Below are 26,177 nucleotides of genomic sequence, written 5' to 3'. Positions count from 1 at the left end.
CGGCCCCACCTGCGGTTTCGGGTGTTTCCGCAGGTCAGACCGATGTGCCGGCAGGTGGTACGTCTACTACCAAAGACGGTCTTAAGAAGAAAACGGGAAAGACACCTACAAACGGCCATAGGCCATCCAACGTAAGTACGGGCCCGGGTTCGAGCGGCTGCGCCGCGAAAATCGGTGTCGGCGAGATCAAGCAAATCGGCGCGGTCCTGTGTGGGCTGCCCGAGGATCTCCGGTCGCTGCTGCCGGAGTTGGTACCGGCCACGATCACCGAGACGATCCGCGCCGAGCTGGCCCGGGGCCTGTCCGGTGACGAGCTGACCTTGCGGGCCGGGCGGCGCTGGTTCCAGCACGGGTACGCGGCGGCCGGCGAAGAGGTCGGCGGGCCGGGCATCCGGCGGCCCGTCGGCGCGGCCGTGGCGCTGCTGCGGCAAGGGAACTGCACGAGCGACCGGTGCAACGACGGCCAGGATCTCGACACCGGCGGCTACTGCCGGACGTGTGAGCGTGAGGCCGCCGACCGCCGCACCGCCCGGGAGACCGCCGACGTAGGCGAGTTCCCGACGCCGGCACCCGCCCGGCTGGCCCTGGTCCCGGCCCAGCCCACGCCCGCTCGGCGTGATCGCGGGTGGCGGCCGTTGGTGAACTGCGACGGCTGCGATCGCGCGCACCGCCCCGCCGAGCCCGGGAAGCTGTGCCCGGGGTGCCGGGTCGAGGAGATGGCGCGGGCCCCGCAGATGGCCGGATGAGCCCCGAGTTCGTGGCGATCCTGTCGCGGTTCCTGCGCACGCTGGGCGGGTTCGCGGAACGGCACGACATCACCGAGACCACGCTTCCGGACATCTCCGCCGAGCTGGACCGCGCCCGGCAGTTCATCCGGGCGGCCAACGGCCCCCAGGGCGCGAACCTCTGCCGCCAGCACACCGGGGGCCCGTTCGACCCGGGCGCCGAGAACGGGTGCCTGTTGTGCTGGCAGGCCCGCGCCCGGCCCGCGTCGCCGATGCCTGACGACATCGACCCGGCGGACGTCGCCCGCTGCCTGCGCGAGGACGGCCAGGACGCCGCGACCGCCCGGTACGGCGCCCGCGCCGTGACCCGCGCCCTGGCCCTCGGCGCCGGCCACCCCTCGACACACCAGACCGAAGGAGAAACATCCCAGTGAGCGGCTACGCAACCGCAGAAGACCTACGCGCGTTCCTCCGCCTGTGCCTGGACCCCGGTCCCGGCCGCGACAAGCGCACCGTCGCCAAGCTCGCGGACCTCACGGAGACCTCGCTGTCCGGCCTCGCGGAAGAAATCGCCGAGCACGCCCCGCACTTGGCCGACCTGCTCTCGGAGGTCAAGCGGGCCCGCGCCGTGTACGTGGAAGCCCTGCGGGGATGGATCGCCGACGAGCCGCCCCCCGCGCCTACCCCGGAGCCGCCGACCGGCGAATGCCCCATGTGCGGGCGCCGGTTCCGGATCATCAAGGGCGGGCTGCTCCGCCGGCACGGCGGCATCACCCCGTCCGGCTACTCGTCCGGCATGAAGTGCCTCGGCTCCGGCTGGCCGCCCGCCCGGGACGGTGCCGCATGCTGACGCCCGAGCAGATCGACGCCCTCGCCGACGCCGCGAACGCGGCCCTGAACGACTACTACCACGCCGACTTGTGCGGGTGCCGCACGTGGCCGCAGGAGTGCGCGACAGCGGTCGCGATCCCGTCGAACCGGTACGCCCCGGGCTACTGGGACACGTCGGCGTTCCACATCGCGCTACCGCTGATCGCCGACCTGATCGCCCAGGCCGTGACGGCCGCCCCGGACACGGACACGGCTGATGCCCAGGGGCCCGCGACGGACAGGGCGCCCGCGAGCCGGGCCGGTGCCGCGTGATGATCCTCGCCGACACCGGGCCGATCCCGTACTGCACGTTCCCCTGCCGCAAGTGCCCGTGGAAGCCGTCCACTCCGCCCGGCCAGTTCACGGCCGAGCGGTACGTGGAGATGCGCGAGACGAGCCCGCAGCACGACAACGACGAACCTGACTGGGGGGCGAAGCTGTTCGCCTGCCACAAGACGCCCCTCGGTGAAGAGCGGGCGTGCGCCGGCTGGCTCGCGTCGGTCGCGCACCGACACCTCGGTGTGCGCCTGGCCGTCGCCCAGGGGCGCATCCCCCGCAGCGTCCTCGCCCCGCGCCCCGACTGGCCGGCCCTGTTCGAGACGTACCCGGAAATGGAATCCCGCCAAGCCGCCCCGGCCGCCCCGGCCGCCGACGGCGGCGGCGGGCAACAGCCGGTCGGCCTCTACGAAGCGGTCCTGGCGACGGTGGCGGACATGCGGGCTCGGCGCGGTGAGGGCCTGTGACCGCCCGGACGGACCGCACCGGGTGGACACCGTGCCCCGCGTGCGCAACCCGGAAGCCGGCCAGCCGATACCTGTGCCGCGACTGCTGGGCGCTGGTCCCCGCGGCCGCGCGCCGGGCGCTGCACCGCAGCGACGACCGCGCGATGGCCATCACCCGCCTGCGCGAGCTGCACTCCCACCTGCACCGCGGACTGCCGCTCGACACCTTGGAGATCACCCCGTGACGGTCATCCTGCCCGCGCTGGACGGCATCCCCGACAGCTACTACGCCGTGCACCACCCGGACGATCCGGGCACGATCACGTACTGGCGCCGCAAGCGCACCACCACGACGGACGCCCTCACGGCCTGGCCAGCAAAGGCTTGGTACGGTCCGCCGATCCCGCTCCGGCGCGACGTCCCCGCAGACCCGGCCGAGCGGGACGCGTTCGTCGCCGACTGGTCGGCGAGGAGCCTCGCGTTCCTCGACGTGGTGATCGACGCCATCAAGGCCGACCCGCTCGCCGCCGCGCGGCGCTTCGCGGACTTCACGATCCGCTGCTGCCAGTGCGGGCGCGCCCTCAAGGACGGCACCTCGAAGACGTACGGCATCGGACCCGAGTGCCGGTCCGGCATGGACCCGGCGCTCCTCGCCCGGTACCTCACGCCGCAGGTCGGCCGCATCCACGCCGAGCACCTCGCCACCGACCAGGCCGGGGAGGACGCGTGAGCCCCGCCGAGGAATCACGCCGCGACGCGTACGAACGGCCGATCCACGTCGGCGACATCGTCGGCGGGACGACGTCCGGCCGCTACCAGGCCACGATCATCGGCCCGATCAAGAAGCTCGGCAAGGGCCAGGTCAAAGTCCTCGTGCCCAACGACGGCGGGGACAGCACGTTCCGGCCCGCCTCGGGCGCCGAGTGCTGGATCTCCCTCGACCGGGTCTTCCTCCTCGCACCGCGCGACGACGAACACCCCTGCGCCTGCCGCCTCGCCCTGCCCCGGCCGCCGCAGGCCGACCCCACCCACACCAGCCCAACCGCCGCCCCCGACCAGGAAACCAGGGAGCGCCGGTGACCGGCCCGGTGGACCACGCCGTGCGCGACGTCTTCGGCCGGCCGGTCCGCGTCGGCGACGTCGTCGCCTCGTGGTCCGCGTCCGACCTGCTGCCGATCCACGGCCCGGTCGTGGCGATCTCCGAGACGACGGTCACGATCCGCCCCACGGCAGGGACCGAAGACCACGCGTCCCGGCCCCCAGCGAACGGCGAGCAGGAGATCCCCGTGGGCCAGCTCGTCCTCGTCACCCCGCGCGCCGACGACCCAGCGTGCACCTGCTCGTGCTCGCTCTCTCCCCACCCCCTCGGCCGACCACACGCCGACGAATGCCCCGCCCTCGACCCGGCCACCCGCGCCGCGTGCTGCGCACCGGCCGCCGAGGACACCCGGACCGACGACCACGGAGACACCCGATGAACTTCGCCAACCCGCCCCGCCTGTTCGTGATCGGTCTCTATGTCGTCTGGGTCCTGAGCTCGGCCGGGACAGGGGCGGCGGCCTTCGACGCCGGCCACGACCTTGAGGCGGTCGCCCTGCTGGCCCTGGCGGGCGCGCCCCTGCTGGGGATGGCCCGCGAATTCCGCCACGCCTCCTGCGAGCTGGTCATCGGCTACGACGACGACCACCACCCGCGATGCGCCGCCCTGCCCGAGCACGTCGAGGCGGACCACGCCGAGGTCAAGTCGTGAACCCGGTGCCGGCGACCGGCCCCGAGGCCGCCGGGCGGCTGCACTTCACCGACCCGCGGATCACCGCCCTCGCAGAAGCCGCGCAAGCCGCGTTCGAGGACGACGACCGCCCGTGGGACGTCCTTGACTGGCATCAAAAGCACGTGTGGCGCACCGCGGCCCGCGACTGGCTGCGCGCCGCCGTCACGGTCGGACTGCTCCCACTGGTCGACCCGTCCACCGGCACCGCCCTGGCCACGGTGACCCTCCACGTCTGCCCCGGCGACGGCCGCCCCCGAGTCCAACCCCGGACCTCCCGACGCGGCACGTGCACGGCGTGCGGCCAGGAATGGGCGCTGACCAAGGCCGGCGTCGTCCGACTCCACCACATCGAACCCGACGACCGGCTGTGCGACGGATCGCGCAAGCCCCCCGCCGAGGACACACCCTCCGACGACGAAAGCGACGACCACACCATGACCGTCCGCCACTTCACCCCCGAGCAGCTCGCCTCCTACGGCCTCCCGCCCGACAGCCCCGACAACGTCGCGACCAGCGAGACGATCCTCCACGACGGCCCGCTCACGATCCTCAAGTACAGCGAACGGCGCGAAGTCGTGTTCCGCGCCGACGACGACCGGACGTACGCGGTCGAATACGAGGCAGCGATCGACGCCGGTGACCACGAGGTCGGCGGGGCGCCCGAGGACCACGGCTGGTCCGGCGACCTGGTCGCGGCCGTCGAGGTCGAGGAACGCCCGGTCGTCGTGTACCAGTGGCTGCCCGTCGAGCCCGAAGTCGACCCGCGCAGCTCGGCGTTCGATCGGCTGACGAAGGTGTACGAGGAGTGCGGGCTGATCGAGCACGCCGCCCGGCAGCACGCCGCCGAACTCCTGGACCGGCACGCCGTCGAGATGCGGGGCTGACCCGATGCCCGTGCCTGTCGACGACGCCGAAGCCGAGGCCGCCGCAACGGTGATGTCCCTGCTGCTGGCCGACGCCACCGAGCGGGAGTACCGCCCCATCGTGGCCGCCGCCCTACGCGCCGGACTGCTGTGGAAGTGCCGCGCCTGCGCCCAGCCCGTCTACACGAACCGCGAGACCTGCTGCGGCCAAACCCGCACCGAGCAGTAACCCACCGGCCGCCCCCGCCCCGGCACGGGGGCGGCCCCCACCACCCCGACCCCACACCACCCAGGAGCATCAACATGGGCTACGGCTCAGCAGGACCATCCATCTTCGATCCGACGGCGCGCGCCCTCATCGACGCCGGCGCCACCCCCGAGGTCACCGAGGCCACGCTCACCAACCTCATCGGCACCCTCCGATCGCTGGACTGGGACACCGCACACGAGTCCCTCGCAGGGTTCGCGGACAACCCGGCCGTGGTGGCGGCGTTCGCCGCGCACGGCATCACCGCAGACACACCCGACGACGAGCCGGAAGCCGACGGCCTCACCAAGTGGCCGCGCCTCCTGGTCGTCGGCCAGGACGTCACGCCCGAGCAGGCCGACGACATCCTGATCCGCACCACGAGCCTGTACGAGCTGTACTCCAACGACGAGGCATGGACGCACGCCCTGCACCGCGTGTTCGACCTGACGCTGAGTGCACACGGCAGCCCGACGAGCGAGAGCATCAAGGAGCGGTACGAGGAGCTGGGCATCCTCCGCCTGTCGTCGCTGCACAACTACGCGATCACCTCGCCCTGGATCGATGGCCCGCACTCTTGGTGCTCGTGGGGCGGCCGGATCGGCTGCACGACCTACAACGTTGGCGAGTGGCCCGACCGGGACAACGTGACCGCCGAGTGGGAGCTGATCGCGGTCTCGTTTCCCTACCTCGACTTGGCCGCCCAGTTCCTCGGCGACGACGGCGACGGACCGGTCCTCGCACAGTGGCGTGTCACCGGCGGCCACGTCACCGAGGAACGTCCGGGGCCGCGCATCGCCGAGCCCACCGCGGTCAACCTGGGCGCCGTCTACAAGCGGATGTTCGGCGCCGATGGCCAGCGCGGCGTGTCCCTGGGCCGGCTCCGGTCCGCCATCGCGCGCGTCCGCGCCACACAGGCCGCCGCGAACGGAGGCGCCCGCTGATGAACACGACGAGCGCGATCCTCGCGTACGGCTACGACCTCGGCGGACCCAATGCGTGGCGAGTCCAGGAGATCGACGGGCACGGCGGCCTCGCCGAACTCGCCTGGTACCAGGCGACCACTCACTGGGACTTCGCCGAGTCCGCCGCCACGCGCCTGCGCAACCAGATGGCCGGGTTCACCGAGGAGTACACCCAGAGCGCGGGCGCGACCGGCTACTTCGAGCGAGTCCAAGCGGCACAAGCCCGCGTCGGCGTCCACATCGTCACCCACTGTACGGGCCACGAGCCCCGGTACGCCCTGACGACCCACAAGATCACCGTAGGCCCAGGACACGCACAACCCCTCGATCTCGTCCTCCTGGCCACGCGCCAGCCCCGTTCCGACGCGGCCCAGCGCCTCGCCACCGCGCTCGCAGCCCTCGGACTCACCCCACACCAGGACGCCCCCACCTGGCTCCTGATGGCGTACGGCAACTGCTGACCCAACCCTCCCGACCGGCACCGCACGCGGCGCGGAAGCGGCCCGTGCGGTGCCCTCCCCCCACCCACCCACGACCGAAGGACACGCGATGACCCAGACCACCGAACACGCCACCGACCTGCCTCCCCTGTGGCAGCCCTGCCCCGAGAAGCACACCGACGCCACGCTGCCCGACTACTCCGGCGAAGCCACCACATGCGTCAAGTGCAGCCACAGCGAGGCGCTGACCTACTACCGGGCGGCGATCCGCCGCTGCGTGGTCGAGTACAACGACGTCACGGCCGCGCGCGGCCCGCTCCCCGAGCGCCTGGAGCGCGTCTGCCACCGCTGCGGCTACCAGTGGGACGAAGCCCTCAACGCGCCCACCCCGCCGGCGCGGCCCGCCCTGCCCGGAACGCCCCAGGAATTCGCCCGCACAATCCGAGAGAGCTTCCCGTTCCCCCTGGACCCGGAGGTGGCCGCCTTTATCGAGACCGGCCTGGTGCAGATGATGACCGGCGTCCTGTCGTTCCCCGACGCCCCGAGCACCGCGGACACCCCGGTCACCGCGGAACCGACCGAGCCGGCCGAACCCCCGCAGCCGCCCACCCCGACCCCGACCACCACGGCGGTCGCGGTCACCGTCGACGGCGCGGCCCAGCACACCGCGACCGGCCAGACCCTCTACATCTCCGGCACCGACGCGTGACCACGCCCCGTCCCGACACCCCCGACACGGGTCCCGACATCTGTCCGGACACGTGTCGGGACAGTCCGTACGCCCGGGGCGGCATCCTCCGGACACCGCTGATCGTCGGCGAAACCGTCACGTGCGCACGGCCCTACGCCGTTCCGACACGTGTCGGGACATGGGTCGTCGACGTGTCCCGACTCGGCATCGACACCACCGACCCGACACGACCCGCCGACACCGCGCCGACGCGTGTCGGCGACATGTCCCGACACGCCGACACCACGGACACACCGACCCGGAGGGCCTGACGATGCCCCTGCTCGTGCTGCTGATCGCCCGACTCGTCTCCCGACACAACCTCACCCCACGGCAGGCGATCCAGGCCCTCACCCAACGCTGGCGCGGCGACAAGGGTCCGCACGTCCACTGCGTGAACGCCGAGATCCACTCGATCCTCTGCGACACCAACGCCCCATACCACGTCACGCGCGGCGCAATGCGGATCCACGCCCGCCCATCCGCCTGACCACACCGGACAGGTCCGGACACCGCGAGGGCCCACCGCAACCTTGCGGTGGGCCCCGCCCCACCCCACAAGGGAGACTCGAGATGCACCCCGAGTTCGGCTTCCTGCTCCTCGGCCGCCTGGTCGGCCGCCACGGACTCACCATCGACGAGGGCATGCAGGCCATCGCCCTGTACTCCCGGCGAGAGCACGGCCCCCACGCCGACCTCGTCGCCGCCGAACACGCCACGCTCAGCGCCGAACTCCTGGCCCCGTACCGCGAATTCGCGGAGCGGTTCACGCCGCTCGTCCAGGCCGCCGCCGCCGCGCTGAACGGGTTCTTCGAAGAACTCCGGCAGCAGTTGAGCACCGTCACCGCAGCTCGCGCCACCGCGGCCGCCCGCCGCGACCGCCCCGCCTGGGTCTCCCCGTACGGCCCGCCCCGCCGACGCCGATGACCCACCACCCCGCGCAGAACGGAACCACCGTGCCCGACGACGAACCCGCTCCGCTGATCCTCCCCGGCTCGACCCTGCGCCTGGCCCCGCTCGACGAGCACGGCAACCCCGACATGAGCCGAGCGTGCACGTTCTGGCCCAGCGACGAGCCCACCCCGGCGATCCGCGCCCCCAGGCTGACGCTGCGCATCGTGCCGCTGCGCCCCGACGGCGACCAGGATCTTCGGCGGGGGCGCACGTTCATGTTCGACGAGCCCCTGACCCTCACCCTCGGATCCGCGCGACCGCACATCGACATCGAACGCGGTCCCGCCCGGGTGCCCGAACTCCTCGTCGACGGCCTTCCGCCCGCCCCGCCCGGCCCGGCCTGGATCACTCACCCCGACCACCCCCAGCCGATGGATCTCGCCGCCCTCGCGCGCTACATCCGCTGGCACAAGGGCGCCCCGGCCGCCGTCGAAACCTGGACCGAAGGCCCGTCCGGGACGTGGACGCACACGGTCATCCCCCGCTGCCGCCCCCGCGACGCCGACGAACCGACCACCGACACGCCCCGCGCGCCGGCCGATCGGGACGCCAGGTGACCGACGACGACATCGAGACCGGGCGGCCGGTCCTCACCTACTGCTCGGCCCTGCGGATCACCCCGTACGGCTGGCGCTCCCCCGACCACACCCGGGCGGTCGCGTACCGGCTGACCGAGCCCGCCACCGTCACCGACACCCGCCGCCACCGACGGCTGCGCTGGGTCGACCAGCCGCCCGAGGGAGCGCGCATCACCCCCATCCCCGTACACGTACCGGTGCCACGGGTCCTCGCGCTCACCGCCCCGTACGGTCACCCGCAGGCCCGCCGACTCGCCGCGATCGCCTACCGGTTCCACGAACGCGCGGAACTCGCCGCCATCGAGACCTGGACCGAAACCCCCATCGCGGGCACCTGGCTCTATCAGCTCTACCCGCGCGTCGAACCGACCGACCCCCGCCAGGTGCGCCCGCCCGTGGGCGTGGCCGTCCTGCTCGCCGGCCACGCCCACGGCGCACACGACACCTACCGCTGGCCCGGACCCTTCCCCAACCAGACCGTCCGGATCGGCGACGAGGTCACACAGGCCATCGTCCTCGGACCGCCCCCCGGATCCCCAAGCAACCGACCGGCAGAACGGAACTCCACGTGATCGATGACAACATCGAGGCCGAACCACCGGTCCACACCTACTGCTCGGCCGTACGCGTCACCCCCTATCTCGACGGCGCCCCCGGCCACGCCCAGGCCCTCACGTACCACTTCGACGAACCGGCCACCCTCGTCCACATCACCCGGATCCGCCACCCGTCCCCGGGCGAGGACGCGATCCCGCGTCAGGGCGTGATCTCCAGGGCCATCCCGCAGGCCGTGGCGAGCCTCATCACGATCAGCACCCCATACGACCACCCGCAGTACTTCGAACTCGGCGACCTCACCGACTACTTCCGCGGCTTCGAAGACGGCTTCACCGCGGTCGAAGCCTGGTCACAAACCCCCGTCGGCGCGTGGCTCTACCTCCTGTACCCGCGCGTCACCGTCCTGCGTCCCGAGCCCTCGCACGCCCAGAAGGACATGCGCCTGCACGGGGCCGGTGAAGGGCATACCGCCCGCAGGCCGTACGAGTGGCCCGACCCGTCACCCGTACCCGACAGCCGCCCGCTCCGCGAAACCCGCCTCCTCCAGGCCACCGTCAACCAGCCGCCCCCACCGGCCAAGCACCCCCGGACCCGGGCCTCCCGCGAGCGCCGGGGTTGACCGATCCGCCCGCCTTATGACCCGCGCGTACCAGGGCACGACAAAGGCCCCCATCCCGCGAACACCGCCGTGGGATGGGAGTCTTCGCCCAGGTCAGGGTCCGTTCCTCATTCGGCGGGAGGTTCACCCGCTTTCGGCTTCGTCACCTTCGGCCGGGTAGTGCCCGATCCCCTGTAGTCCCGAAACGCGTCCTGCACCGTGCTGAGCTTGATTCCCAGACGCGTGGCGATCTGTCGGTACGACAGGCGTTCGGCGCCGAGGTGGAGGGTGCGGATCAACTCCCGGCGCTCCTGAGCCCATGCGGCGTTGCGCTCCACCTGTGCGGCCATGATCTTGCTCTTCGCGCGGACTCTGGCCTCGATGTCCTCGATCTGCTCCACAGCCTGGATCGCCAGGGACACCCGAAGCACCTCCTCTTCACTCAACACGCGGCCCCTTCTTTTGGGCGCGGCGCTTGCCACCACTGTAGGGGCCCCCTACAGTGGCGCTCAAGCAGCCCACGCTGCTCAGCAAAAAAGCCCCGGCCCTCGCGGTCGCACGCGAGGTTCCGGGGCTGCTGAAGGGCTCGGTAGTCGCATACCGGGCCAGCAATCCCGGGCCTGTGCGCATGCGTGCGAGGGCCGGACCGCCAGACACCTGTCGTTACCAGGAGCTGACACCGATGAATGCTACTGATCTGAAATCGCGGTCCCTTGCGGACGCGCAGACCGACAAGGTCGTGCGCGTCCTGGGTGCGGTTGCCCATCACCTGACGGTGAGTCGTCCGGAGGCGAAGCTCGGTCCGGACGCGCTGTCCGTGGTGGTGAGTTCGAAGGCGTACGAGATTTGCCCGCGTATGGGTGCACGCCTGCTCGCGGACGCGGCGATGAAGGCCGCGCCGGTCGGGGACCACGGGATCACGCGTGGTGAATACGCGCTGCGGCTGCGCCGGACGATCACCGAGGCCGGCTACGAGTGGTCGGACGAGGACAACAAGCCCGTCATCCCGCCGATCGTCCCGGCCCCGCGCAAGCCGATGGACGGTGGCCGCTGATGGCGATCTCGGAGGCGGCGGCCAAGCTCCTCGCCGAAGCGGCGAAGGACTACGGCACGAAGGAAGAGCGCGAGGCGCGCGAGGTCCAGGCTCGGCTGTTGAGGGGCATCGACATCGCTCGTGCGCAGGAGGCGGCGAACCTGCCGGGTCGGAAGCCGCAGCGGTGAGCTTCACGCAGCGGATGAGCGACCGGGACGCGCGGTTGGCCGCCGGGAAGTTCAGCGGTCGCGAGTCGGCGACCGACCGGGCCGCCCGCAAGGCCCGCGAGGACCAGGCCGCCCGACTCAAGGGCCGCGCCGCTCAGGCCAAAACCGCGGACCGCGCCGGTCAGGCGTGGGAGGACGAAGACCGCCGCCGCAACGGCTGACTTGCGGCTACGGCATGACGACCGGCCCGCCCCCACTTCCCCGGGGGCGGGCCGGACCCCTGTTGCCACTCAGGAGAGGTAGGGCCATGGACGAGTCGACCGAGCAGCCGCAGGTACCGAGGGTGCCCGGAGTGCGGTACCGGACGGTAAAGCGGTTCCGCACGGAGATCGTGACGATCGACGGGATTTCGGAGACGCGGCAGGTCCCGTACGACGTGCTGGAGCCGATGCCGCCGCGTGACCTGGACGGGTCCCTGCTGCGTGGGGTGACGTCGGTCGCGATCGGGGTCACGGTCCTCGCGATCTGCGGGACGACGGCGAGCATCGGCGGTCTCCTGTCCGGGCTCGTCCCGGCGACGATCGCGTTCGGGATCGCGGTCGTGTTCGACGTGAGCTGGCTGACGTGCATCGCGGTCGAGTGGTTGGAGAGGTTCGACCGTAAGCGCGCGGCGGCGCCCCGCGCGGCGGGGTGGATGTCTCTGCTGATCTCGATGGCGGCCATCGTCGAGTTCGGGCGCCAGCACGGCCAGGTCGAGGCGGGCGTGGTGGGGGCGTTCGTACCGCTCCTGTCCAAAGGCTTGTGGTGGCTGGTGATGCGGCATCACTCGGTCGAGCTGTCCGAGGCCGTGGCGTTCTGGCTGGCGCGGCGTCGCGAGACCAACGCGGCGACGTCCGCTCTGGCGGGGGAGCTGCGCCGCCTCGACGCGTACGACGCGTACGCGCGGGCCGTGTACGGCACCGGCACGACGGCGCGAGCGACGGCGATCACGACGGCGAGCCCCGAGGAACCGGCCGCCGGACACGTGGCCGGCGGAATTGTCGGGCCTGTGGCGCCGGTTGCGGCCGTGACGCCCGGTTTCGTGGCGCCCGGACACACCGTGGCGGCCGATGGCGTGGCGCCGGGACCCGTGGCGCCCGTGGCGGCCGGACACCTGGCGGCCGGACACACCGTGGCGACTCATGTCGTGGCGCCGGTGAACGTGGCGCCCGTGGCGGGGGATCGTGGCGTGGCGGCCCATCACATTAATGGCGTGGCGGCCGCACACGTGGCCGCCGGACACACCGTGTCGCCTGATGTCGCGGTGTCCGGACACGCTGTCCCGACAGTGTCGGCGCAGGTCACAGCACCTCCCGCGCCCCCCGCCCCTCCAGTGTCCGGACAGCCGGAGGACACGACCGACACGCCCGTTGTCGGGATGTCGGAACACACCGACAACGCCGACCCGGTGTCGAACGTGCGGCAGATCGGCTCCCCGTCGGTCACCGGAATCATCCGGCTCGTCCTCGCCGAGACGCCCCAGATCTCGAACAAGGACCTGACGGATCGTGTCGCCGAGGTGCACGGCCTGACCGCCCAACTCGGCTCGACCGTCGGCCGCCTGCGCCTGCGCATCGAGCGGGAGATGGCCGGCAAGCCGGAGAACAAGAGGACCGCCAAGTGAACTCGCTCGCCGCCTTGGCCGCCGCCGCGCTCGTCGCCACCTGGTTCTGGCACCGCCCCAGCATCGGCCCCGGCGGGTCGGCCGCCACCCGCGCCCGCCGACTCCGCACACCGCTCGTCCGGCTCGCAGATCTGATCGGCGTGCGGACCTCGGGAGGCCGACAGGCCGCCCGATGGGCAGCCGGTGCCGAGGGGGAGCGGCGCACCGCGGCCCGCCTGGGCCCGCTGCTCCGTGAGGGCTGGACCGTCCTCCACGACCGCGCGCTACCGACCGGCCGCGCGAACATCGACCACCTGGTGGTCTCTCCGGGCGGCGTCGTGATCGTCGTCGACAGCAAGCGCTGGTCTCGGCGCTTCCCGCTGCGGGTGGTGAGCGGCCGACTCCTCCACGGCGACCTCGACGTGACCGGCCGGCTCGACGGAATCCGGCACGAGGCATCGACGGTGGCCCGCGTGCTCGGGTGCCCGGTCATCCCGCTGGTCTCGATGGACGGCCCGCACATCGACGGCGAACTACGCGTCGCGGGCGTCCGGATCATCCCGGCGGAGCGCACCGCGCCCGCGCTGCGCGCGCTCGGCGGCGGCCGTCGGGCCCGTGGGGGAGCACACCCCGGCAAGGCCGCCGCCCGTCTCTTCCCGCCCTACCGAAAGGACTGACCAACCATGGAACTCCGCCCCACCGATCTGCTCCGCCACGTCACCGAGGCCCGCGAGGCGCAGGCCGCCCGGGAACAGGCGTTGGACGACGAGCCGTTCCACACCGCCCCGGTCACGCCCTCGCGCGAAGACGAGCGTCGGGCCGGGCCCGGCGAGAGCGATCCCCCGGACCCGCCCGGCACCACACCCGACGTCCCGGAGCGGCACGCCCCGACCCGGCCGGCGCGGGGGACGCTCATCGCCGATTGGCGGGAGGGGCCGCAGGCCGATCTGTCCGACGGCGGCGCCCCGCCCGCCGACGTCGACGAGGACCAGGACCGGACCGAGGACGAGGTTCCCGAGGCGCCGGCCGCCGACCGTGACGACCACGACGACGAGCCGGGGGAGCCGGAGAAGGACAAGCCGGAGAAGAAGGGACGAGCCAAGAGGGCCTCGAAGACGACGCCGGCAGAGGAGGCGCCGGGGGAGGACGAGCCGGAGGAGGACGACGAAGCGGAAGACGACGAGCCGTGGGAGAACGACGGGGCGGAGGAGCGGCCCGCCCGGCGGACCTACCGCCGGCCCCGGTACCGCGAAAAGCCGCTCAGGCCGCGAGAGTCGGGCCTTCAGTGGTGGAGGGGCCTCAAGAACAAGCAGCGGGCCGGCACCTACGTGATCACCGCGTTCGGCGCCGGGGTGCTGCTGCAACTCCCCCAGTTCGTCAGCCGACAGGCCGTTTACCTCCGCCGCACCTACGACGGGTTCGACCCGAACCACATCGTGTGGGGCTCCGTCGTCGTCGCCACTTTCTGGCTCCACTGGCGAACGCGCCACATGTGGCCCCCGTTCGCGTGGGCCGGCTGCGTCCCCCTCGTGTCGCTCTGCTCCGGCCTGCTGCTGTACGGCCCGCCCGTCGGAGCGCTCGACCAGTTCCGCGACCTCGTCCTCTCCCTGGTGTGACCGACCTCCACCCGAACGGAAACAGTTCATGAGAACCCTCGGAAACATCGGCGCGCCGGGTATGGCCTTCGTGCTCACCCTCGCGCTGTTCTACGGCACCAAGGGCGGACCGAAAGCCAAGCTCAAACTGACGTGGACGTCGGCGTTCTGGGTCGGAGCGTTCGCCGGCGCCGCGTACCAGGCCGCCGCCGTAATGCCGTTCACCATCGTGAACGACCTCATCCACGACATGATCGCCTTCGCGTTCCTCGCCGCCCCGGGCCTCACGACACCGGCGATCGCACTGATCCTCGCCACGTATCTGCTGTTCGCCGAGGTCACCATCCGCAAGGTGGGCGTCGTCACCATCATCTTGTTCTACGTGGCCGGCGCTTCCGGCGGAGCCTGGGGAACCGCGTCCACGTGGATCGCCGGAATCATGTCCCGGGTCGCCGCGGGCGGTGCCGGCTGATGAGGTCCGCCCACCTGCACGCGGTCCCCGAGCCCGAGCCCGGCCCCGACGAGGAGCCGACCCCGGGGGAGGAGCCGTCGCCCGTCCCGACCGCCGACCCCGCCGGCGGCGACCAGCTCGACGACGTCGAGCCCGGCCCGAACGAGGAAGCGGCGGCGGGGGAGCACGGCTCCCCCGGCGCCGCCCCTCCCCTCGACCACGACGAGGACCAGGAGGACGAGGAAGACCCCCCGGGCGATCCCTGGTGGGTCGTCGCGTGGAAGTACCTCGGGCTGTACAGCGACGGACCGACGGACCCCGTCTACGGGCCACTGCTCGTCAAGGCCGCCCGGTACGGCGGCCCGATCCTGCTCCGTGCGCTGCTCGTCCTCGCCCGGGGTCTCCGCGTCGTCGGTTCGTCCCTGCACGCGTGGGTGTCCGGGGACGGCCCCGGGCCGGCCGCCTTCGGCCTTCGGGTCCTGTGCGTCCTGGGCGGGATCTACGCCGCCGTACGGATGGCGGGTTCCCACCCGGCCGGCCCGTGGGTGGCCGCCGCGGCTGCCCTGGTGGTCGCGACCGCCGCCGGTCTGGTCCGCCGGCCCGCCCCGGCCGAGAACGAGACCGACGCCGGACCGGGCAAGAGCAAGCGGAAGGGGAAGGCCGGCGCCTCCTCCGAGGCCGCGCCGAGCTCGGCCCGAGCGGCGCAGAAGGAGAAGGTCGCGGGGGCCCGGAACGGCGGCGGCGCGGTCGGCGGGATGCTCGCCCGATTCGGCCTCCGTCGCGGCCCGGACGACGCTCCCCCGGACCCCGCCGGCGCCGCCTCCGAACAGCCCCCGAACCCGGCCCCCGAACCCCCCGTCGAGGACCCCGCGCAGGCCCCGCTGGCACCCCGCCCGATGACCCTGATCGAGGCCCTGCACCACCCCCGTCACGGTGGCCGGGGAGTGCTCCTCACCGCCCTCCGTGACGACCTCCAACTACCCCACACCAGAGACGTACAGGCCGCCCTCGACGAGGCCGGTATCCGGTGGCGCAGAGGGGTGCGCACGGCGGCCGGCAACGGGCCCGCCGTACACCCCTCCGATGTGCCCCCGCTCCCCTCCGCCCAAGACCTCCCAGGATTGCCAACACCAACGGCGTTGGTGCAGGTCAGCGCGCCAACAACAACTGCCAACAACACCGCCAACAACAGCGCCAACACCCCCGAAGAGAGGTTGCCTGTAGAGAGCATCGATTTCGGGGCGGTCACCATCACCCGCGACCCGACCCGACATTTCCGCGTCGAACCCGCACCCAAATCGAACGAATCGACGGGATCATGAGAAAGGAGGAAACAGCCTCATCCGGCCGGATCGTCCGCCATGATGGGCGGTGATCTGAACCGAGGGAGAGACCGATGGGCTGGCGAACGCGATGCCGGGCGTGCCGGGCGACGTCACCGCCCGTCTACTCGCTCACCGACCTGGACGCGGTGCGACAGCGGCACCGCGACCAGGCCCACGGAGGACTCATCCCCGACGCCGGCGAGGAGACGATCGAGCCGGAGTCCCTGCTGACCTCCCTGAGCCACGTCCCGCGCGGACAGCTCATCACGGCGGCGGTCATCCTCGTCGTCATCGTCGTCGCGATCTGGCTCGGATAGGGTCACACCGACCTCGCGGCAGGTTCGACGGGTGAACACCTCGAACCACTCCGAGACCACGGCCCCGACGGGACTCCCGCCGGGGCCGGTTCCATTCACGGGGCCACCCCGCACCGGCCACCCCCCACCTACCCCGATCGTGTGAACACGTCCGCGATCTTGCTCCGGTAGCGGTAGATTCCGGACCGGGACCCCTACCTCCCATTGGTGAACAGGATCATCACCGCGATAGGCCGTGCACGATTGCAGTCGGCGATACGGCACAAGGCCGCACACGCACCGCGTGTGCGGCCTCGCCGCTTCCCGGGGCGACGTATGCTCTCCGCCGGCCGAAGGGACGTGCCCATGCCCATGCTCCGCGAGGAGGACCCGCCGCCCGCCCGGCTCCGCTACATCGGCACGTGTCACGGCAACGACGCGGACGACGCGTGGGGCGGGCCCGACTGGCACTACCCGAGGCGGTTCTACGCCGAGCCACACGCGCGGCTCGATCGCCCCTGGCGGTGCCCCGACTGCCACCGGGAACTCTTCTTCACCTGGCGGCTCGCCGCCCCCGATCCGCCGCCACCACCCCCGCCCGACATCGGGCCGACGGAGCCCCCCGCCCGGCGGCGCGGGTGGCGTACGCTCCCGCTGTTCCGGCGGCGGGTCGAGAGGCGGCGGTAGGCATGGCGGGTACGACGGCGTTCGTAGCGGTGCTCCTCGGCGGCTGCGCCGTCGTCGTGGTCGGGATCATCGCCTGGATGCGCGTGATGATCACCCGCATCCAGTACACCGACCAGTCCCGCCGGCGCTGAATCGCGGGACCGCCGGACCTCATCATGGACGCATGACCGCACCCACACCGAGCGTAATCACCGATCCCCGGATTGGGCACCTGATGGAACTGGTGGAGATCCTGATCGGGACGTACATGGACCTCGTGTCCACCACGGCCGGCCACATGCCCAAAGACGACCACGGGGCACTCGCGGCCCACGTGACGGAGCGCATGTCCGACGTCCGGACCCGCCTCACAGAGATCGTCACCATGGGACCGGGAGCGCCGGACAGTGACCGATGACGAGTTCGAGGCCATGGATCTCCGGATTCGCCGGCACTTCGCCCGGCCCGAGACCGCCGCGCGGCAGGCCGCCGAGCACTTCGCGGCCCGGCGGGAGGCCGCCCGGCGCGCCAGTGAGCCACCGCCCCTCGACACGGTCCCCGCGCCCGAACACCTCCCGAACTGCGTCGCCCGGTACCGGTGTCCGCGCCGCTGCGGCTGGTGGCACGACGAGTCCACCGACCCCGGCCCGCTCCGCCTCATCCTGCCCGCCAAGCCCGGCGCCGACCCCGCGGCCTCCCACCTCCGCGACCTGGTCGACCTCGACGAGTTGAGCGCGGCACTGAGCCTGAACGCCGAAAGCCGACTGCTCGCGCTCCGGGCGCGCGTCGCCGCCGCCCTCGATGCCCACTACGCCGAGGCCCACTGACCGGACATGTCGCAGGGGCCCGGTCGACTTCGTCCTCGGACGAAGCCACCTCGAGGAGGCGTCGCCCAAGAACAACACCGAGTCGCCGAGCCGGAACGTGAGAGAGGGGCCCGAGTGGGGCCCCTCTACTCGTTCGTCGCGGTGGTCACTCGCCCGTGGTGTCGGGCTTGGGCTTCCGCACCGGGGGGGCACCGTGCTCCTTCGCGATGCCGTCGACCGTCTGCTCGGTCCAGGGCGTGAACCTTGCGAGGGCCCGGCGGGAGACGCCCGACGATTTGAGTTCGTCGGCCACGGCCTTACGCGCGGCCGCGCGCGCGACCTTCTCGGCTTCGACGGAGTCTTCCCAAGCCTTGATGGCGTCGAGCATCTGCGGGGCGGGCTTGTAGTCGGCGTACTTCTTGCTGGGTCCTGGCGCACGGCTCATGGCCCAAGTGTTCCATGGATCCATTTGGCCAAACCGACTTGGCAAGTCTCGCGTGGGTCGATCCGGTGCGATGTGCCCTCGGCGGAGCTCCGTCTCTTCCGGGGGCGCGGGGGCGGGCCGATTGCCGGGGCGGAGTGCGGCCGTGGGGGTTCGTCACCCTTTGCGTACTCTTTGCACAATCACTTTGACCAAATGGATTTGGCCAAATTGATTTGGGTATGATTAGGAGTGAACCACTTCCCACCAACCACCAAGCGAGGCACCCACCATGAGCGAACGAGCGGCCCCCACCGGACCCCCCATCACCTCCCCGGCCGTGCACCGGTTCGCCGACACGACAGACGCCTACGACGCGACCCAGTGCCGCGACGACATCGAAGACGGCGACGTGCTCGTCATCGAATCGGAAGGCGTCGTCGCCTTCCTCTACCGCGCCTGGCCGGCCGCCCTCACCCAGGAAAACGGCGGCCTCCACACCCTCACCGAGAACGCCACCGAGGCCGACGACGGACGCTACGCGGCCACCGTCCGCGTGGCTCGCGAGCAGGCCGAAGCACTCGGCCTCGCCCTCCACACCAGGCACACCCCGAAGCCCGAACCCAAGCCGAAGCCGGCGCCGTTCGCGATCGGCGACCGCATCCTTTGCCCCGACGGCCACACCCGCACCGTCTCCGGCGCGCACACCGCCGTCGGCGGACGCGAATGGGTGCTCGTCGAAGCGGGCGCCGCCTGGCCGGTCGCGAAGTGCGAGCGGATCGACACCTCCCGCGTCGCTCAGGCGTGCAAGGACGCGCGCGTGGCCGCCGCCTCCCTCAACTTGGAGACCGACGCCGCGTACGACCTCGGCGAGGCCCTGCGCTACCTCGCGCAGGCCGCGCCCGCCGTCCTGGTCGAGCTGGCCGAGGAGGCCCGCAGCAGGACCCGGATCGAAATCCCGCTCCTGGCAGTCGCGCCCACCGACATCCTTCACATCGACGGAGCCCGGCTGACCCTCCTGGACGTCGGCATCGCGGCCAACGACGGCGGCCAGCAGCGTTGGTGGGCGACCTTCCACGGTGTCACCGAGGAAGACCGGCGGGCGTTCTACGGAGTCCCCCAGAGCCTGTGCATGTACGTGGACTACGCGGCTGGCAAGTGGGTCGACGTCGAGCGCATCGCGCCCGGCGTGCACGCCTGAACCCCGACCACACCCACACCCCCGGACGCGAGGAGACCACCATGTTCAAGCCGATGTACACGATCACGATCGAGCACCCCGCCGTCCAGGCCGAGCAGTTCACCTGCAAGGGCGCGGGCGAGCTGTTCACCACGGCGTACCGCGTGGCCGGCGCCCAGGGCAAGCCGGGCAAGGACGACATGGAGCTGGGCAGCGCGATCAGCTCGGCCCTGTGGCAGGCCGACCTGAAGGGCACCGCGACGCTCATCGTCCACGCGGTCACCCTCACGATCGAGCAGGCCGACCCCTCCGAGTACGAGTGCGAGGGCCACGAGGACCTGGCCGGTCCGCTCGGCGAGACCGTGATGTGCGACGGCACTTGCACGCGGCGCCCGTTCTCGGTCAAGGCGGCCTTGGGGCTGATGATCGCGATCGACGGCGCCGAGCTCGACGCCGACGGCGGGTGCGGTGCGTGCGGCATCGAGGCCGGCCAGACGTGCGCCGGCTGCGGCGGGTGCAACTGCGAGGACCACGGCTCCTGTGAGCGGCCGGTGGAACTCGCCGGATAGCCGGTACGGACGGCGCGGGACTACGCCCCGCTCCTCTCTCGACAGGGGGAGGGCGGGGCGTCCTGTTGCCCGGAAGCGGGGCTCGGTCGGTCGGTCGGCCGCCGATCCTTTGCGGATCCTTTGCGGATCCAAAGTTCCCAAATGGATTTGGCCAAATTCCCTTGGGTATATTGAATGTGTACACACAAACCCACCAAACAGGCGAAAGCAGGCGTCATGGGCTGCACTTCCCCCACCACGGGCCCCACCTCGGAGGCCCAGCGCTGTCTCAAGTGCCGGCGGATCCTGCGCCGTCCCACCCCCGACGGCTACGGCCCGAAGTGCAGGCGGAAGGTCCACCAGAAGCCCGCGAACCGGCTGGGCGACTACAAGCCGTACCAAGTCGCGAAGGCCGTGGAACTCCTGGAGATGGGCGCACTGATCCCCCTGCGCGGCAACCGGATCTTCCTCACCGTCTCGGACGACGGCAGCGAGGTCTACCGCACCGCGGCAACCGGACAGTGCAACTGTCCGGCGGGCCTGCGCTCGGTCGCGTGCTACCACGCGGCAGCCGCGCGCCTCGTCTCCGCCGCCTGAACTCCCCACCCCCCAGCCCCAGAAGCCAGAAGAAGGGACACCCATGTTCCGCGAGATCGTCACCCACTCCGGCGGAGTCACCGAAGGCACCGCGAGCGAGGCGCACGCCGAGAGCCTCCTCCGCCGAGCCGTCCAGCGGGGCTACCGGATCGAGGCCACCCCCGACGGCGGAGTGACCATCACCTGGATCGTGAACACGTTCAGGACCCCGCACGGCACCGAGGGCCGGGCGGTCATCCTCACCCCCTTCATGCCCGTCGGAAAGGCCCTCACCGAGGCCACCCGCGCGGACCTCGACCTCATCCACAAGAGCCCGGCCGACTACGCGACGGACGCCAACGGAGCCCGCGTCATCAGCGGCCTGTTCTGGAGCATCCCCCAGGGAGCGACCGCGCGACTCCGCGCCCGGAAGCTCGTCACCGAGGACGACGGCCCGGTGCGCCTCACCCTCACCGCGCGCTTGGCCCTGTTCGCCACGAGCCACCGCACCCACACCACGGAACCCGCCGGGTGGTACCGACCGGCCGACCGTGGCATCGCCAGCGCGGGCCTGAACAAGCCCGGTGGCCGCGCCGGCCACCTCTACTCCCGGACCAGCACGGCTGTGTGCCAGTGCGGCTACACGAAGGTCTGCGAGGACCGCGACGAAGCCCGACGCGACGCGGCCGAGCACCGCGCGACCGCCGCCACCACGTTCGTGAAGACCCTCCCGGTCCTCGCCAGCCTCGCGTGACCCCCACCCCGGACACACCAGACACCCAGGAGACCGGCATGCAGCGCTGGCCCCATCAGCCCACCCTCGACATCACCCCGACCCGGATCACCATCACCGCATCCGAGTTCTGCCCGTACGACATCAACATCCTGCTCGACGACGACGGGCGCGGCTGGTGGCTGGACATCGAGCCCGCCGGCCCGGTCCCCAGGGACACCCCCCTCCCCTGGACCGTCCACGTCGGCCAGGAACTCGCGTACGAGCACGGCATGTCCGACCTGTCCTAGACCACCCACCCGAGAGGGCCGAACACATGGCCAGGCCCGACCCGAAGCCCCGTCAACCCGAGTGGCGAGACGCGATCTGCGAGGACTGCGGGGACGAGATCGAGATCGACCGCGACGGCTGGCGCACCCTGTGCGCCTGCGACGCCCCATAACCACCAACCACCACAATCCGGGAGGATCCTCCACATGAGCGCAGTAAATCCAGGCCCCGTCGTCGTCATCCCCTGCTCCCACGGCCAGTTGCCCAGGCCGGCACGCGCGGCCGACCTGTACGTCGGCAGCTATCACCGGTGGTGCCGAGCAACTGCCGAAGCGCTCACCGCGGACGGCGGCACCGTCCTCGTCCTCTCCGCGCGGTACGGACTCGTCGCCCTGGACGGGGACGAGATCCTGAAGCCCTACGACCAACGCCTCGGCCACGTGGGCGTCCTGTTCGAGAGGCGGCTGTTGGTCCAGGCTCGGGACCTGGACGTGACCCACGCCCACGACGTGACCGTCCTCGCGGGCGCCGCGTACGTCGACGCGGCCCGCCGGGTGTGGCCGCACGCGACCGCGCCCCTGGCCCGGCTGGGGATCGGCTACCAGCGGCAGCGCCTCGCCGAGCTGCGCGCCCGCGCAACCCAGCCCACCGCCCCGCAGCCGGCGGAGGTCAACGCCCCGGCCGCGCCTCCCCTGTACACGCTGCGCAACGACTGGACCGAGCGGACGCGCGTCTTCACGGTCGTGATCGCCGGCCCCGAACGACACGACGGCGAGGCGCCGTTCAGGGTGGTGGTCGAGGACCACAGCACCAATAGGGCGTGGGCGCAGGCCATGGCCTGGTTCATGGTCAATCAGGAGACGATCGACGCGTACGTGATCGCCGGCGAGTCCCACGAAGGGCTCCCGGTGTCCAACGGTCGTCGCGGCATCGCCTTCTTCGACCTCCGAGCCGAGCCGTACGGCGACCGCTGACCCGCAAGATCTCCCGAATCTCCCCCGTTCATCCCGGTACCCCAGGCCCGACCAACCGTTAGTCATAGTGGCTACCCACTACGCCAAGGAGTGTCCCATGCGCATTCGCAAGCACACCCGGCCGGCCGTCACCGAAGCGGTCGCCGCCGAGTACGAGGCCCGGCAGGCGTTCATGGACATGTGGGAGTACGGCTTCCCGCGTTGCCCGCTCACCCGCTACTCGGAGAGCGCCGGACGCCTCGCCGACCGGCTCGCGGAGGAAGAGGCGAACGCGCTCGCCTCGCGCCTCCTCTCCGCCCCGGTCCGGCCCGCGCGCTGGCTCTGCCTCGCGCTGGACTACGACGCGAGCTGAACCCCCCGCGCCCCGTCCGGGCCCACCGCCCGGACGGGGCGGCCCTGTCACCACCACAGAAACGAGAGTCCCGTGACCAACGAACTCCCCCGAGCCACAGACCTGACCCCCGAGCAGGTCACCGAACTCCGCGAGCGGGCACGCCGCGAGGCCGGGCCCTTCACGAACCCCCGCGTGCTGGCGACCCCGATCCACAACGGTGAGTGGGCCGGCGAGATCCTGGGCCACCCCTACGCCGGCCCGCACACCATCACCTGGCCCGAGCGGTACCTCCTGCACATCGCCACCAAGGCCGAGCCGACACCGCCACCACCCCCGCAGACATCGGCCACGCTGGAGCAGTACCGGGCACTGGAAGCCGAGCGGCGGACGGCGGCCGAGACGGAACACCGGCGGCGAGCACAGGAATGGGAAGCGCTGGAGAGCGCGCTCCGCGACGTCCACGGCGTCCGGGTCGTGGTGCGCCACAACTACACCAGCCACCGTCACGGCGACGGCTTCACGCAGGGCGCCGACCACGTCTACCTCCTCGACGACCTCACCGCGGGCCGGCTGCGGAGGACCGCTCGACAGGTCCTGTGCTGGACCCCCAGCCGGGCCCGCGACCTCCGCGTCATCGCCGACACGGACGAGGACGGCTGGCCCACCTGCCGGACGTGCCTGCGCATCGCGCGTCGCCTCGCGGACCGACCGGCCTGAGCCTGTCCGGTCGTGTCGGGACAGTGCCCCGACACGACCGGACACGCTCTGACCAGCAGCGACACGGAATCACGGACAGGTGTCGGGACACCCGACACGCGTGTCCCGACACCTGTTCCGACACCCGACACGCACGTCCCGACATTGTCCGGACAGCCACGAGGAGCCCTCGGCCATGACGACCACGCCCCCACCCAAGTCCCCGACCGTCGCGATCGCACGCATCCTGCGGGATCACCTCGGCCTGACCCAGGGACGCGGCGGAGACTTCCGCGTGCGCGGCGAGTACAACAGCGCCGGCGAGCGCCTCTACACCTACGTCGTGACCTACACCCGAGAAGTCGACGAGCTGATCGCCACGCACGCCGATGACATCGAGCGCTGGTCGAAGGATGGGCCGTTCCCCTTCCGCGTGTCCGTGACCTACGTCGGCGACAACCCCCGACCCTGGACCGAGATCGCGAACGGCGGCAAGAGGGTCCGCCACACGCCCCCCGCCCCGACCGGAGCGCCTTCTCCGGCCGAGCCGACGCCTGTCGAGCCGACGCCTGTCGAGCCGGCGGCGGTCGAGCCGGCGGCGGTCGAGCCGGCGGCGGTCGAGCCGGCGGCGGTCGAGCCGGCGGCGGTCGAGCCGGCGGCGGTCGAGCCCGAAGCGCCCGCCGCCCCTTCACCGGCCCGGGTGCTCGACGCGCTCACGCGGTCGCGCGAGCGAGCACAGAAGAAGCGGGCATTCGCCCTCGCGTGGTCCGCCGGGCAGGCCGAGCTGATGGCGATGGCCGCTGCGGCGCAGTTGTCCATCGACCCGGACGGCGTCCTGCGGCACCGCGCCCAGCCCGGCCAGGCCGGCCGGCGCGTGACCCGTGAACGCCTCCACCCCCTGATCAACGCCGGCCTGATCATCGTCGCCGACCCGGACCCGGACGGTGCCGCGCGCGTCCAGGTCACGGCCGACGGCCGGGCGGCACTCGCGCTGTGGCGTCGATGGCAGCCGCCTCCGCTGACGAAGAACCGCAAGGAGGAGCTACAGCGGCTCCCGGTCCTGCTCGGAGGCCAGTACGCGGCGTGGATCCATCGCAAGCGCCAAGAGGAGGACCAGCGGCAGAAGCTCGAACGCGATGAGTTCAACCGGGCGTTGGCCGCGCAACACGCGTGGGAGGACCGCGAGAAGCCGCTGCGGGCGGCCTGGGCTGCGGTGAACCGCGTACTGAACTGGACCGTCCCCCGCCCCGCCGGCTGGGTACCGACCCCGGAGGAGGCCGCCGCGCACGACCTGGACCCGGCGGTCGTCGCGGCACTGCACGCGGACGCCGAATGCCCGCAACTCCGCCCCGTGGTCCCCAGATTGCGCCCCTGTCGCATGCTCGAACTGCCACGCTTCGAGGCCGACGCGACCGAGCCCGAGCAGATGGCCCTGTTCGGCGCGGTGGGCGCGTGACCTCCCCGCGGCCGTCCCTCGACCACCCTCGGCACAGCGCAGACGAAGGCCGCGCCCGGCAACTACCGGGCGCGGCCTTCGTCACGATCCGGAACGAACCACATGGAGGAGAGCACGATGACACCGGACCAAACCGAGGCCGCCGCCACGACGGCCGTCGTGTACGCGGCGCTGTTCAGCGCGCATCAACTCGGAGACCACTGGATCCAGACCCACACCGAAGCAATGGCCAAGGGAGCGGCGAACTGGTCGGGCCGCTGGATGTGCGGGCGCCATGTCGCGTCGCTCACCGCGACGAAGCTCGCGGCCATCGCGCTGGTTTGGGCGGTCCTCGACCTGTCCATCGGCGGCGTCGGCCTGGCCCTGGGCCTGGCCGTCGACGCGGCCAGTCACTACTGGGCGGACCGCAGGACGACGCTCCGGCGCCTGGCCCGCGCGGTCGGCAAAGGCACCTGGTGGGAGAAGGATCCCAACGCGCCGTACCTGCTCGACCAAAGCTGGCACGTGGCTTGGCTGCTGCCGACCGCGCTCATCATCGCGACCGTGTGAACGGGGCGCCCACCCGCCCGCCCGGGCGGGTGGGGCGTCAGCGGGCCGGTCGCGGCGGGCGCGGTGCCCTGCTGCGGCCGTGGCCGCTGGCGATGTCGGCGACGCGCTGCGGAGTGCAGTCCAGGTACGGGGCGATCTGCTCGTTGCTCATGTCCCGCTGCTGCTTGAGTTCCCGGACGGTCTGCTGGCGCTGTTCGCGCAGCCACTGCTGGAGCTGCGGAACTGCTTTGAGCGCATCGGTGAGGAAGCGGGCGCGCCGGACTCCGTCGCGCTGCTCGACGAGGTTCAGGAGGGCCGCGAACGGCTCGGGAAGCTCCGTGGGCGGCAGTTCGGTGGGAGTGGGTGCCATGCCTCAAGCATAGGGGGTACCCACTAGGGCGGGCGGTCGCCGGCAGCACGGACCCGAGCGGTGGGAACCCCCCTCCGACCTGCGGATAC

General features: G+C 71.8%; 46 protein-coding genes. 43 read left to right on the top strand and 3 right to left on the bottom strand.

Annotated elements, in window-relative coordinates; translation table 11 throughout:
* Nucleotides 1-248 precede the first annotated feature (248 nt).
* The 20 genes from ACWCPW_RS05945 (at nucleotide 249) to ACWCPW_RS05850 (ending at nucleotide 10,042) form a co-directional block, all read left to right on the top strand.
* Nucleotides 249-746 carry a hypothetical protein gene (locus tag ACWCPW_RS05945; protein ID WP_449760366.1) on the top strand — a complete coding sequence of 166 codons (498 nt, stop codon included), beginning with the start codon at nucleotides 249-251 and terminating at the stop codon, nucleotides 744-746.
* Nucleotides 743-1,159: a hypothetical protein gene (locus tag ACWCPW_RS05940; protein ID WP_449760365.1), complete on the top strand. Its 417-nt coding sequence runs from the start codon at nucleotides 743-745 to the stop codon at nucleotides 1,157-1,159. Before ACWCPW_RS05945 ends, ACWCPW_RS05940 begins: the two co-directional genes overlap by 4 nt.
* The gene (locus ACWCPW_RS05935) at nucleotides 1,156-1,575 is read left to right on the top strand and encodes a hypothetical protein (RefSeq protein WP_449760364.1); all 420 of its coding nucleotides are present in this window, start codon (nucleotides 1,156-1,158) and stop codon (nucleotides 1,573-1,575) included. The genes ACWCPW_RS05940 and ACWCPW_RS05935 overlap by 4 nt, the downstream gene beginning before the upstream one ends.
* Nucleotides 1,569-1,868: a hypothetical protein gene (locus ACWCPW_RS05930; protein ID WP_449760363.1), complete on the top strand. Its 300-nt coding sequence runs from the start codon at nucleotides 1,569-1,571 to the stop codon at nucleotides 1,866-1,868. The genes ACWCPW_RS05935 and ACWCPW_RS05930 overlap by 7 nt, the downstream gene beginning before the upstream one ends.
* The gene (locus tag ACWCPW_RS05925; protein ID WP_449760362.1) at nucleotides 1,868-2,338 is read left to right on the top strand and encodes a DUF6283 family protein; all 471 of its coding nucleotides are present in this window, start codon (nucleotides 1,868-1,870) and stop codon (nucleotides 2,336-2,338) included. The genes ACWCPW_RS05930 and ACWCPW_RS05925 overlap by 1 nt, the downstream gene beginning before the upstream one ends.
* Nucleotides 2,335-2,562, top strand: coding sequence for a hypothetical protein (locus tag ACWCPW_RS05920; protein ID WP_449760361.1), 228 nt, complete (start codon nucleotides 2,335-2,337; stop codon nucleotides 2,560-2,562). The genes ACWCPW_RS05925 and ACWCPW_RS05920 overlap by 4 nt, the downstream gene beginning before the upstream one ends.
* Nucleotides 2,559-3,047, top strand: coding sequence for a DUF6011 domain-containing protein (locus ACWCPW_RS05915; RefSeq protein WP_449760360.1), 489 nt, complete (start codon nucleotides 2,559-2,561; stop codon nucleotides 3,045-3,047). The genes ACWCPW_RS05920 and ACWCPW_RS05915 overlap by 4 nt, the downstream gene beginning before the upstream one ends.
* The gene (locus ACWCPW_RS05910; RefSeq protein WP_449760359.1) at nucleotides 3,044-3,397 is read left to right on the top strand and encodes a hypothetical protein; all 354 of its coding nucleotides are present in this window, start codon (nucleotides 3,044-3,046) and stop codon (nucleotides 3,395-3,397) included. Before ACWCPW_RS05915 ends, ACWCPW_RS05910 begins: the two co-directional genes overlap by 4 nt.
* A complete protein-coding gene (locus ACWCPW_RS05905) occupies nucleotides 3,394-3,795 on the top strand; it encodes a hypothetical protein (protein WP_449760358.1) in 402 nt (133 codons plus the stop codon). The genes ACWCPW_RS05910 and ACWCPW_RS05905 overlap by 4 nt, the downstream gene beginning before the upstream one ends.
* Nucleotides 3,792-4,067 carry a hypothetical protein gene (locus ACWCPW_RS05900; RefSeq protein ID WP_449760357.1) on the top strand — a complete coding sequence of 92 codons (276 nt, stop codon included), beginning with the start codon at nucleotides 3,792-3,794 and terminating at the stop codon, nucleotides 4,065-4,067. The genes ACWCPW_RS05905 and ACWCPW_RS05900 overlap by 4 nt, the downstream gene beginning before the upstream one ends.
* Complete coding sequence (locus tag ACWCPW_RS05895; RefSeq protein ID WP_449760356.1) at nucleotides 4,064-4,972, top strand: hypothetical protein; 909 nt, start codon at nucleotides 4,064-4,066, stop codon at nucleotides 4,970-4,972. The genes ACWCPW_RS05900 and ACWCPW_RS05895 overlap by 4 nt, the downstream gene beginning before the upstream one ends.
* A gap of 10 nt (nucleotides 4,973-4,982) precedes the next feature.
* Complete coding sequence (locus tag ACWCPW_RS05890) at nucleotides 4,983-5,180, top strand: hypothetical protein (protein ID WP_449760355.1); 198 nt, start codon at nucleotides 4,983-4,985, stop codon at nucleotides 5,178-5,180.
* A gap of 74 nt (nucleotides 5,181-5,254) precedes the next feature.
* Nucleotides 5,255-6,142 carry a hypothetical protein gene (locus ACWCPW_RS05885; RefSeq protein WP_449760354.1) on the top strand — a complete coding sequence of 296 codons (888 nt, stop codon included), beginning with the start codon at nucleotides 5,255-5,257 and terminating at the stop codon, nucleotides 6,140-6,142.
* The gene (locus ACWCPW_RS05880; RefSeq protein ID WP_449760353.1) at nucleotides 6,142-6,624 is read left to right on the top strand and encodes a hypothetical protein; all 483 of its coding nucleotides are present in this window, start codon (nucleotides 6,142-6,144) and stop codon (nucleotides 6,622-6,624) included. Before ACWCPW_RS05885 ends, ACWCPW_RS05880 begins: the two co-directional genes overlap by 1 nt.
* A gap of 88 nt (nucleotides 6,625-6,712) precedes the next feature.
* Nucleotides 6,713-7,312, top strand: coding sequence for a hypothetical protein (locus tag ACWCPW_RS05875; protein WP_449760352.1), 600 nt, complete (start codon nucleotides 6,713-6,715; stop codon nucleotides 7,310-7,312).
* Nucleotides 7,313-7,607: 295 nt separating this feature from the next.
* Entirely contained in the window at nucleotides 7,608-7,823 is a 216-nt protein-coding gene (locus ACWCPW_RS05870; RefSeq protein ID WP_449760351.1) for a hypothetical protein, read from the top strand.
* Between the two features lie 83 nt (nucleotides 7,824-7,906).
* Nucleotides 7,907-8,260, top strand: a complete 354-nt coding sequence (locus tag ACWCPW_RS05865; protein WP_449760350.1) for a hypothetical protein — start codon at nucleotides 7,907-7,909, stop codon at nucleotides 8,258-8,260.
* A gap of 29 nt (nucleotides 8,261-8,289) precedes the next feature.
* Complete coding sequence (locus ACWCPW_RS05860) at nucleotides 8,290-8,844, top strand: hypothetical protein (protein WP_449760349.1); 555 nt, start codon at nucleotides 8,290-8,292, stop codon at nucleotides 8,842-8,844.
* Nucleotides 8,841-9,437 carry a hypothetical protein gene (locus ACWCPW_RS05855; RefSeq protein ID WP_449760348.1) on the top strand — a complete coding sequence of 199 codons (597 nt, stop codon included), beginning with the start codon at nucleotides 8,841-8,843 and terminating at the stop codon, nucleotides 9,435-9,437. The genes ACWCPW_RS05860 and ACWCPW_RS05855 overlap by 4 nt, the downstream gene beginning before the upstream one ends.
* Nucleotides 9,434-10,042 carry a hypothetical protein gene (locus ACWCPW_RS05850; RefSeq protein ID WP_449760347.1) on the top strand — a complete coding sequence of 203 codons (609 nt, stop codon included), beginning with the start codon at nucleotides 9,434-9,436 and terminating at the stop codon, nucleotides 10,040-10,042. The genes ACWCPW_RS05855 and ACWCPW_RS05850 overlap by 4 nt, the downstream gene beginning before the upstream one ends.
* A 107-nt stretch (nucleotides 10,043-10,149) precedes the next feature.
* Here the strand turns inward: ACWCPW_RS05850 and ACWCPW_RS05845 are convergent, their stop codons facing one another.
* Entirely contained in the window at nucleotides 10,150-10,467 is a 318-nt protein-coding gene (locus ACWCPW_RS05845; protein WP_449760346.1) for a helix-turn-helix domain-containing protein, read from the bottom strand.
* Nucleotides 10,468-10,523: 56 nt separating this feature from the next.
* Between ACWCPW_RS05845 and ACWCPW_RS05840 the strand changes: the two genes are divergently transcribed.
* The 13 genes from ACWCPW_RS05840 to ACWCPW_RS05780 all read left to right on the top strand — a co-directional run bounded on the left by ACWCPW_RS05840 (nucleotide 10,524) and on the right by ACWCPW_RS05780 (nucleotide 18,023).
* Entirely contained in the window at nucleotides 10,524-11,075 is a 552-nt protein-coding gene (locus tag ACWCPW_RS05840) for a hypothetical protein (protein WP_449760345.1), read from the top strand.
* The gene (locus ACWCPW_RS05835; protein ID WP_449760344.1) at nucleotides 11,075-11,242 is read left to right on the top strand and encodes a hypothetical protein; all 168 of its coding nucleotides are present in this window, start codon (nucleotides 11,075-11,077) and stop codon (nucleotides 11,240-11,242) included. The genes ACWCPW_RS05840 and ACWCPW_RS05835 overlap by 1 nt, the downstream gene beginning before the upstream one ends.
* Complete coding sequence (locus ACWCPW_RS05830) at nucleotides 11,239-11,442, top strand: hypothetical protein (protein WP_449760343.1); 204 nt, start codon at nucleotides 11,239-11,241, stop codon at nucleotides 11,440-11,442. Before ACWCPW_RS05835 ends, ACWCPW_RS05830 begins: the two co-directional genes overlap by 4 nt.
* 86 nt (nucleotides 11,443-11,528) lie before the next feature.
* Complete coding sequence (locus tag ACWCPW_RS05825) at nucleotides 11,529-12,884, top strand: hypothetical protein (protein ID WP_449760342.1); 1,356 nt, start codon at nucleotides 11,529-11,531, stop codon at nucleotides 12,882-12,884.
* On the top strand, nucleotides 12,881-13,540 hold the full coding sequence (locus tag ACWCPW_RS05820) for a nuclease-related domain-containing protein (protein WP_449760341.1): 660 nt from the start codon (nucleotides 12,881-12,883) through the stop codon (nucleotides 13,538-13,540). Before ACWCPW_RS05825 ends, ACWCPW_RS05820 begins: the two co-directional genes overlap by 4 nt.
* Nucleotides 13,541-13,546: 6 nt before the next feature.
* Complete coding sequence (locus ACWCPW_RS05815) at nucleotides 13,547-14,479, top strand: hypothetical protein (RefSeq protein WP_449760340.1); 933 nt, start codon at nucleotides 13,547-13,549, stop codon at nucleotides 14,477-14,479.
* 28 nt (nucleotides 14,480-14,507) lie between these two features.
* The gene (locus ACWCPW_RS05810; RefSeq protein ID WP_449760339.1) at nucleotides 14,508-14,930 is read left to right on the top strand and encodes a hypothetical protein; all 423 of its coding nucleotides are present in this window, start codon (nucleotides 14,508-14,510) and stop codon (nucleotides 14,928-14,930) included.
* Nucleotides 14,930-16,231, top strand: coding sequence for a hypothetical protein (locus ACWCPW_RS05805; RefSeq protein WP_449760338.1), 1,302 nt, complete (start codon nucleotides 14,930-14,932; stop codon nucleotides 16,229-16,231). Before ACWCPW_RS05810 ends, ACWCPW_RS05805 begins: the two co-directional genes overlap by 1 nt.
* 74 nt (nucleotides 16,232-16,305) lie before the next feature.
* Nucleotides 16,306-16,551 (top strand): hypothetical protein, encoded by a 246-nt coding sequence (locus tag ACWCPW_RS05800; protein ID WP_449760337.1) that lies wholly within the window; start codon nucleotides 16,306-16,308, stop codon nucleotides 16,549-16,551.
* A gap of 345 nt (nucleotides 16,552-16,896) precedes the next feature.
* Entirely contained in the window at nucleotides 16,897-17,217 is a 321-nt protein-coding gene (locus tag ACWCPW_RS05795; RefSeq protein ID WP_449760336.1) for a hypothetical protein, read from the top strand.
* Between the two features lie 2 nt (nucleotides 17,218-17,219).
* Complete coding sequence (locus ACWCPW_RS05790) at nucleotides 17,220-17,348, top strand: hypothetical protein (RefSeq protein ID WP_449760335.1); 129 nt, start codon at nucleotides 17,220-17,222, stop codon at nucleotides 17,346-17,348.
* A 32-nt stretch (nucleotides 17,349-17,380) separates the two neighbouring features.
* Nucleotides 17,381-17,614 (top strand): hypothetical protein, encoded by a 234-nt coding sequence (locus tag ACWCPW_RS05785; protein ID WP_449760334.1) that lies wholly within the window; start codon nucleotides 17,381-17,383, stop codon nucleotides 17,612-17,614.
* Nucleotides 17,604-18,023: a hypothetical protein gene (locus ACWCPW_RS05780; RefSeq protein WP_449760333.1), complete on the top strand. Its 420-nt coding sequence runs from the start codon at nucleotides 17,604-17,606 to the stop codon at nucleotides 18,021-18,023. The genes ACWCPW_RS05785 and ACWCPW_RS05780 overlap by 11 nt, the downstream gene beginning before the upstream one ends.
* A gap of 145 nt (nucleotides 18,024-18,168) precedes the next feature.
* Here the strand turns inward: ACWCPW_RS05780 and ACWCPW_RS05775 are convergent, their stop codons facing one another.
* The gene (locus ACWCPW_RS05775; RefSeq protein ID WP_449760332.1) at nucleotides 18,169-18,447 is read right to left on the bottom strand and encodes a hypothetical protein; all 279 of its coding nucleotides are present in this window, start codon (nucleotides 18,445-18,447) and stop codon (nucleotides 18,169-18,171) included.
* A gap of 268 nt (nucleotides 18,448-18,715) precedes the next feature.
* Here ACWCPW_RS05775 and ACWCPW_RS05770 point away from each other — a divergent pair, with 268 nt between their 5' ends.
* The 10 genes from ACWCPW_RS05770 (at nucleotide 18,716) to ACWCPW_RS05725 (ending at nucleotide 25,739) form a co-directional block, all read left to right on the top strand.
* The gene (locus tag ACWCPW_RS05770; RefSeq protein ID WP_449760331.1) at nucleotides 18,716-19,624 is read left to right on the top strand and encodes a hypothetical protein; all 909 of its coding nucleotides are present in this window, start codon (nucleotides 18,716-18,718) and stop codon (nucleotides 19,622-19,624) included.
* Between the two features lie 41 nt (nucleotides 19,625-19,665).
* The gene (locus ACWCPW_RS05765; protein WP_449760330.1) at nucleotides 19,666-20,172 is read left to right on the top strand and encodes a hypothetical protein; all 507 of its coding nucleotides are present in this window, start codon (nucleotides 19,666-19,668) and stop codon (nucleotides 20,170-20,172) included.
* 216 nt (nucleotides 20,173-20,388) lie between these two features.
* Nucleotides 20,389-20,748, top strand: coding sequence for a hypothetical protein (locus ACWCPW_RS05760; RefSeq protein WP_449760329.1), 360 nt, complete (start codon nucleotides 20,389-20,391; stop codon nucleotides 20,746-20,748).
* A gap of 43 nt (nucleotides 20,749-20,791) precedes the next feature.
* A complete protein-coding gene (locus ACWCPW_RS05755; protein WP_449760328.1) occupies nucleotides 20,792-21,481 on the top strand; it encodes a hypothetical protein in 690 nt (229 codons plus the stop codon).
* Nucleotides 21,482-21,519: 38 nt separating this feature from the next.
* On the top strand, nucleotides 21,520-21,750 hold the full coding sequence (locus ACWCPW_RS05750) for a hypothetical protein (protein ID WP_449760327.1): 231 nt from the start codon (nucleotides 21,520-21,522) through the stop codon (nucleotides 21,748-21,750).
* 186 nt (nucleotides 21,751-21,936) lie between these two features.
* Nucleotides 21,937-22,704 (top strand): DUF6884 domain-containing protein, encoded by a 768-nt coding sequence (locus ACWCPW_RS05745; RefSeq protein ID WP_449760326.1) that lies wholly within the window; start codon nucleotides 21,937-21,939, stop codon nucleotides 22,702-22,704.
* A gap of 97 nt (nucleotides 22,705-22,801) precedes the next feature.
* Nucleotides 22,802-23,056, top strand: a complete 255-nt coding sequence (locus tag ACWCPW_RS05740) for a hypothetical protein (RefSeq protein ID WP_449760325.1) — start codon at nucleotides 22,802-22,804, stop codon at nucleotides 23,054-23,056.
* Between the two features lie 72 nt (nucleotides 23,057-23,128).
* Complete coding sequence (locus tag ACWCPW_RS05735; RefSeq protein WP_449760324.1) at nucleotides 23,129-23,755, top strand: hypothetical protein; 627 nt, start codon at nucleotides 23,129-23,131, stop codon at nucleotides 23,753-23,755.
* Between the two features lie 175 nt (nucleotides 23,756-23,930).
* Nucleotides 23,931-25,190, top strand: a complete 1,260-nt coding sequence (locus ACWCPW_RS05730; RefSeq protein ID WP_449760323.1) for a hypothetical protein — start codon at nucleotides 23,931-23,933, stop codon at nucleotides 25,188-25,190.
* Nucleotides 25,191-25,307: 117 nt separating this feature from the next.
* On the top strand, nucleotides 25,308-25,739 hold the full coding sequence (locus ACWCPW_RS05725; RefSeq protein ID WP_449760322.1) for a DUF3307 domain-containing protein: 432 nt from the start codon (nucleotides 25,308-25,310) through the stop codon (nucleotides 25,737-25,739).
* Between the two features lie 37 nt (nucleotides 25,740-25,776).
* Here the strand turns inward: ACWCPW_RS05725 and ACWCPW_RS05720 are convergent, their stop codons facing one another.
* Nucleotides 25,777-26,088 (bottom strand): sigma-70 family RNA polymerase sigma factor, encoded by a 312-nt coding sequence (locus tag ACWCPW_RS05720; protein ID WP_449760321.1) that lies wholly within the window; start codon nucleotides 26,086-26,088, stop codon nucleotides 25,777-25,779.
* Nucleotides 26,089-26,177 lie beyond the last annotated feature (89 nt).

This window comes from Embleya sp. NPDC001921 (assembly GCF_053594475.1).
Note: the sequence above shows the minus strand (reverse complement) of the source record. Positions and strands in the feature narration are given on the sequence as shown.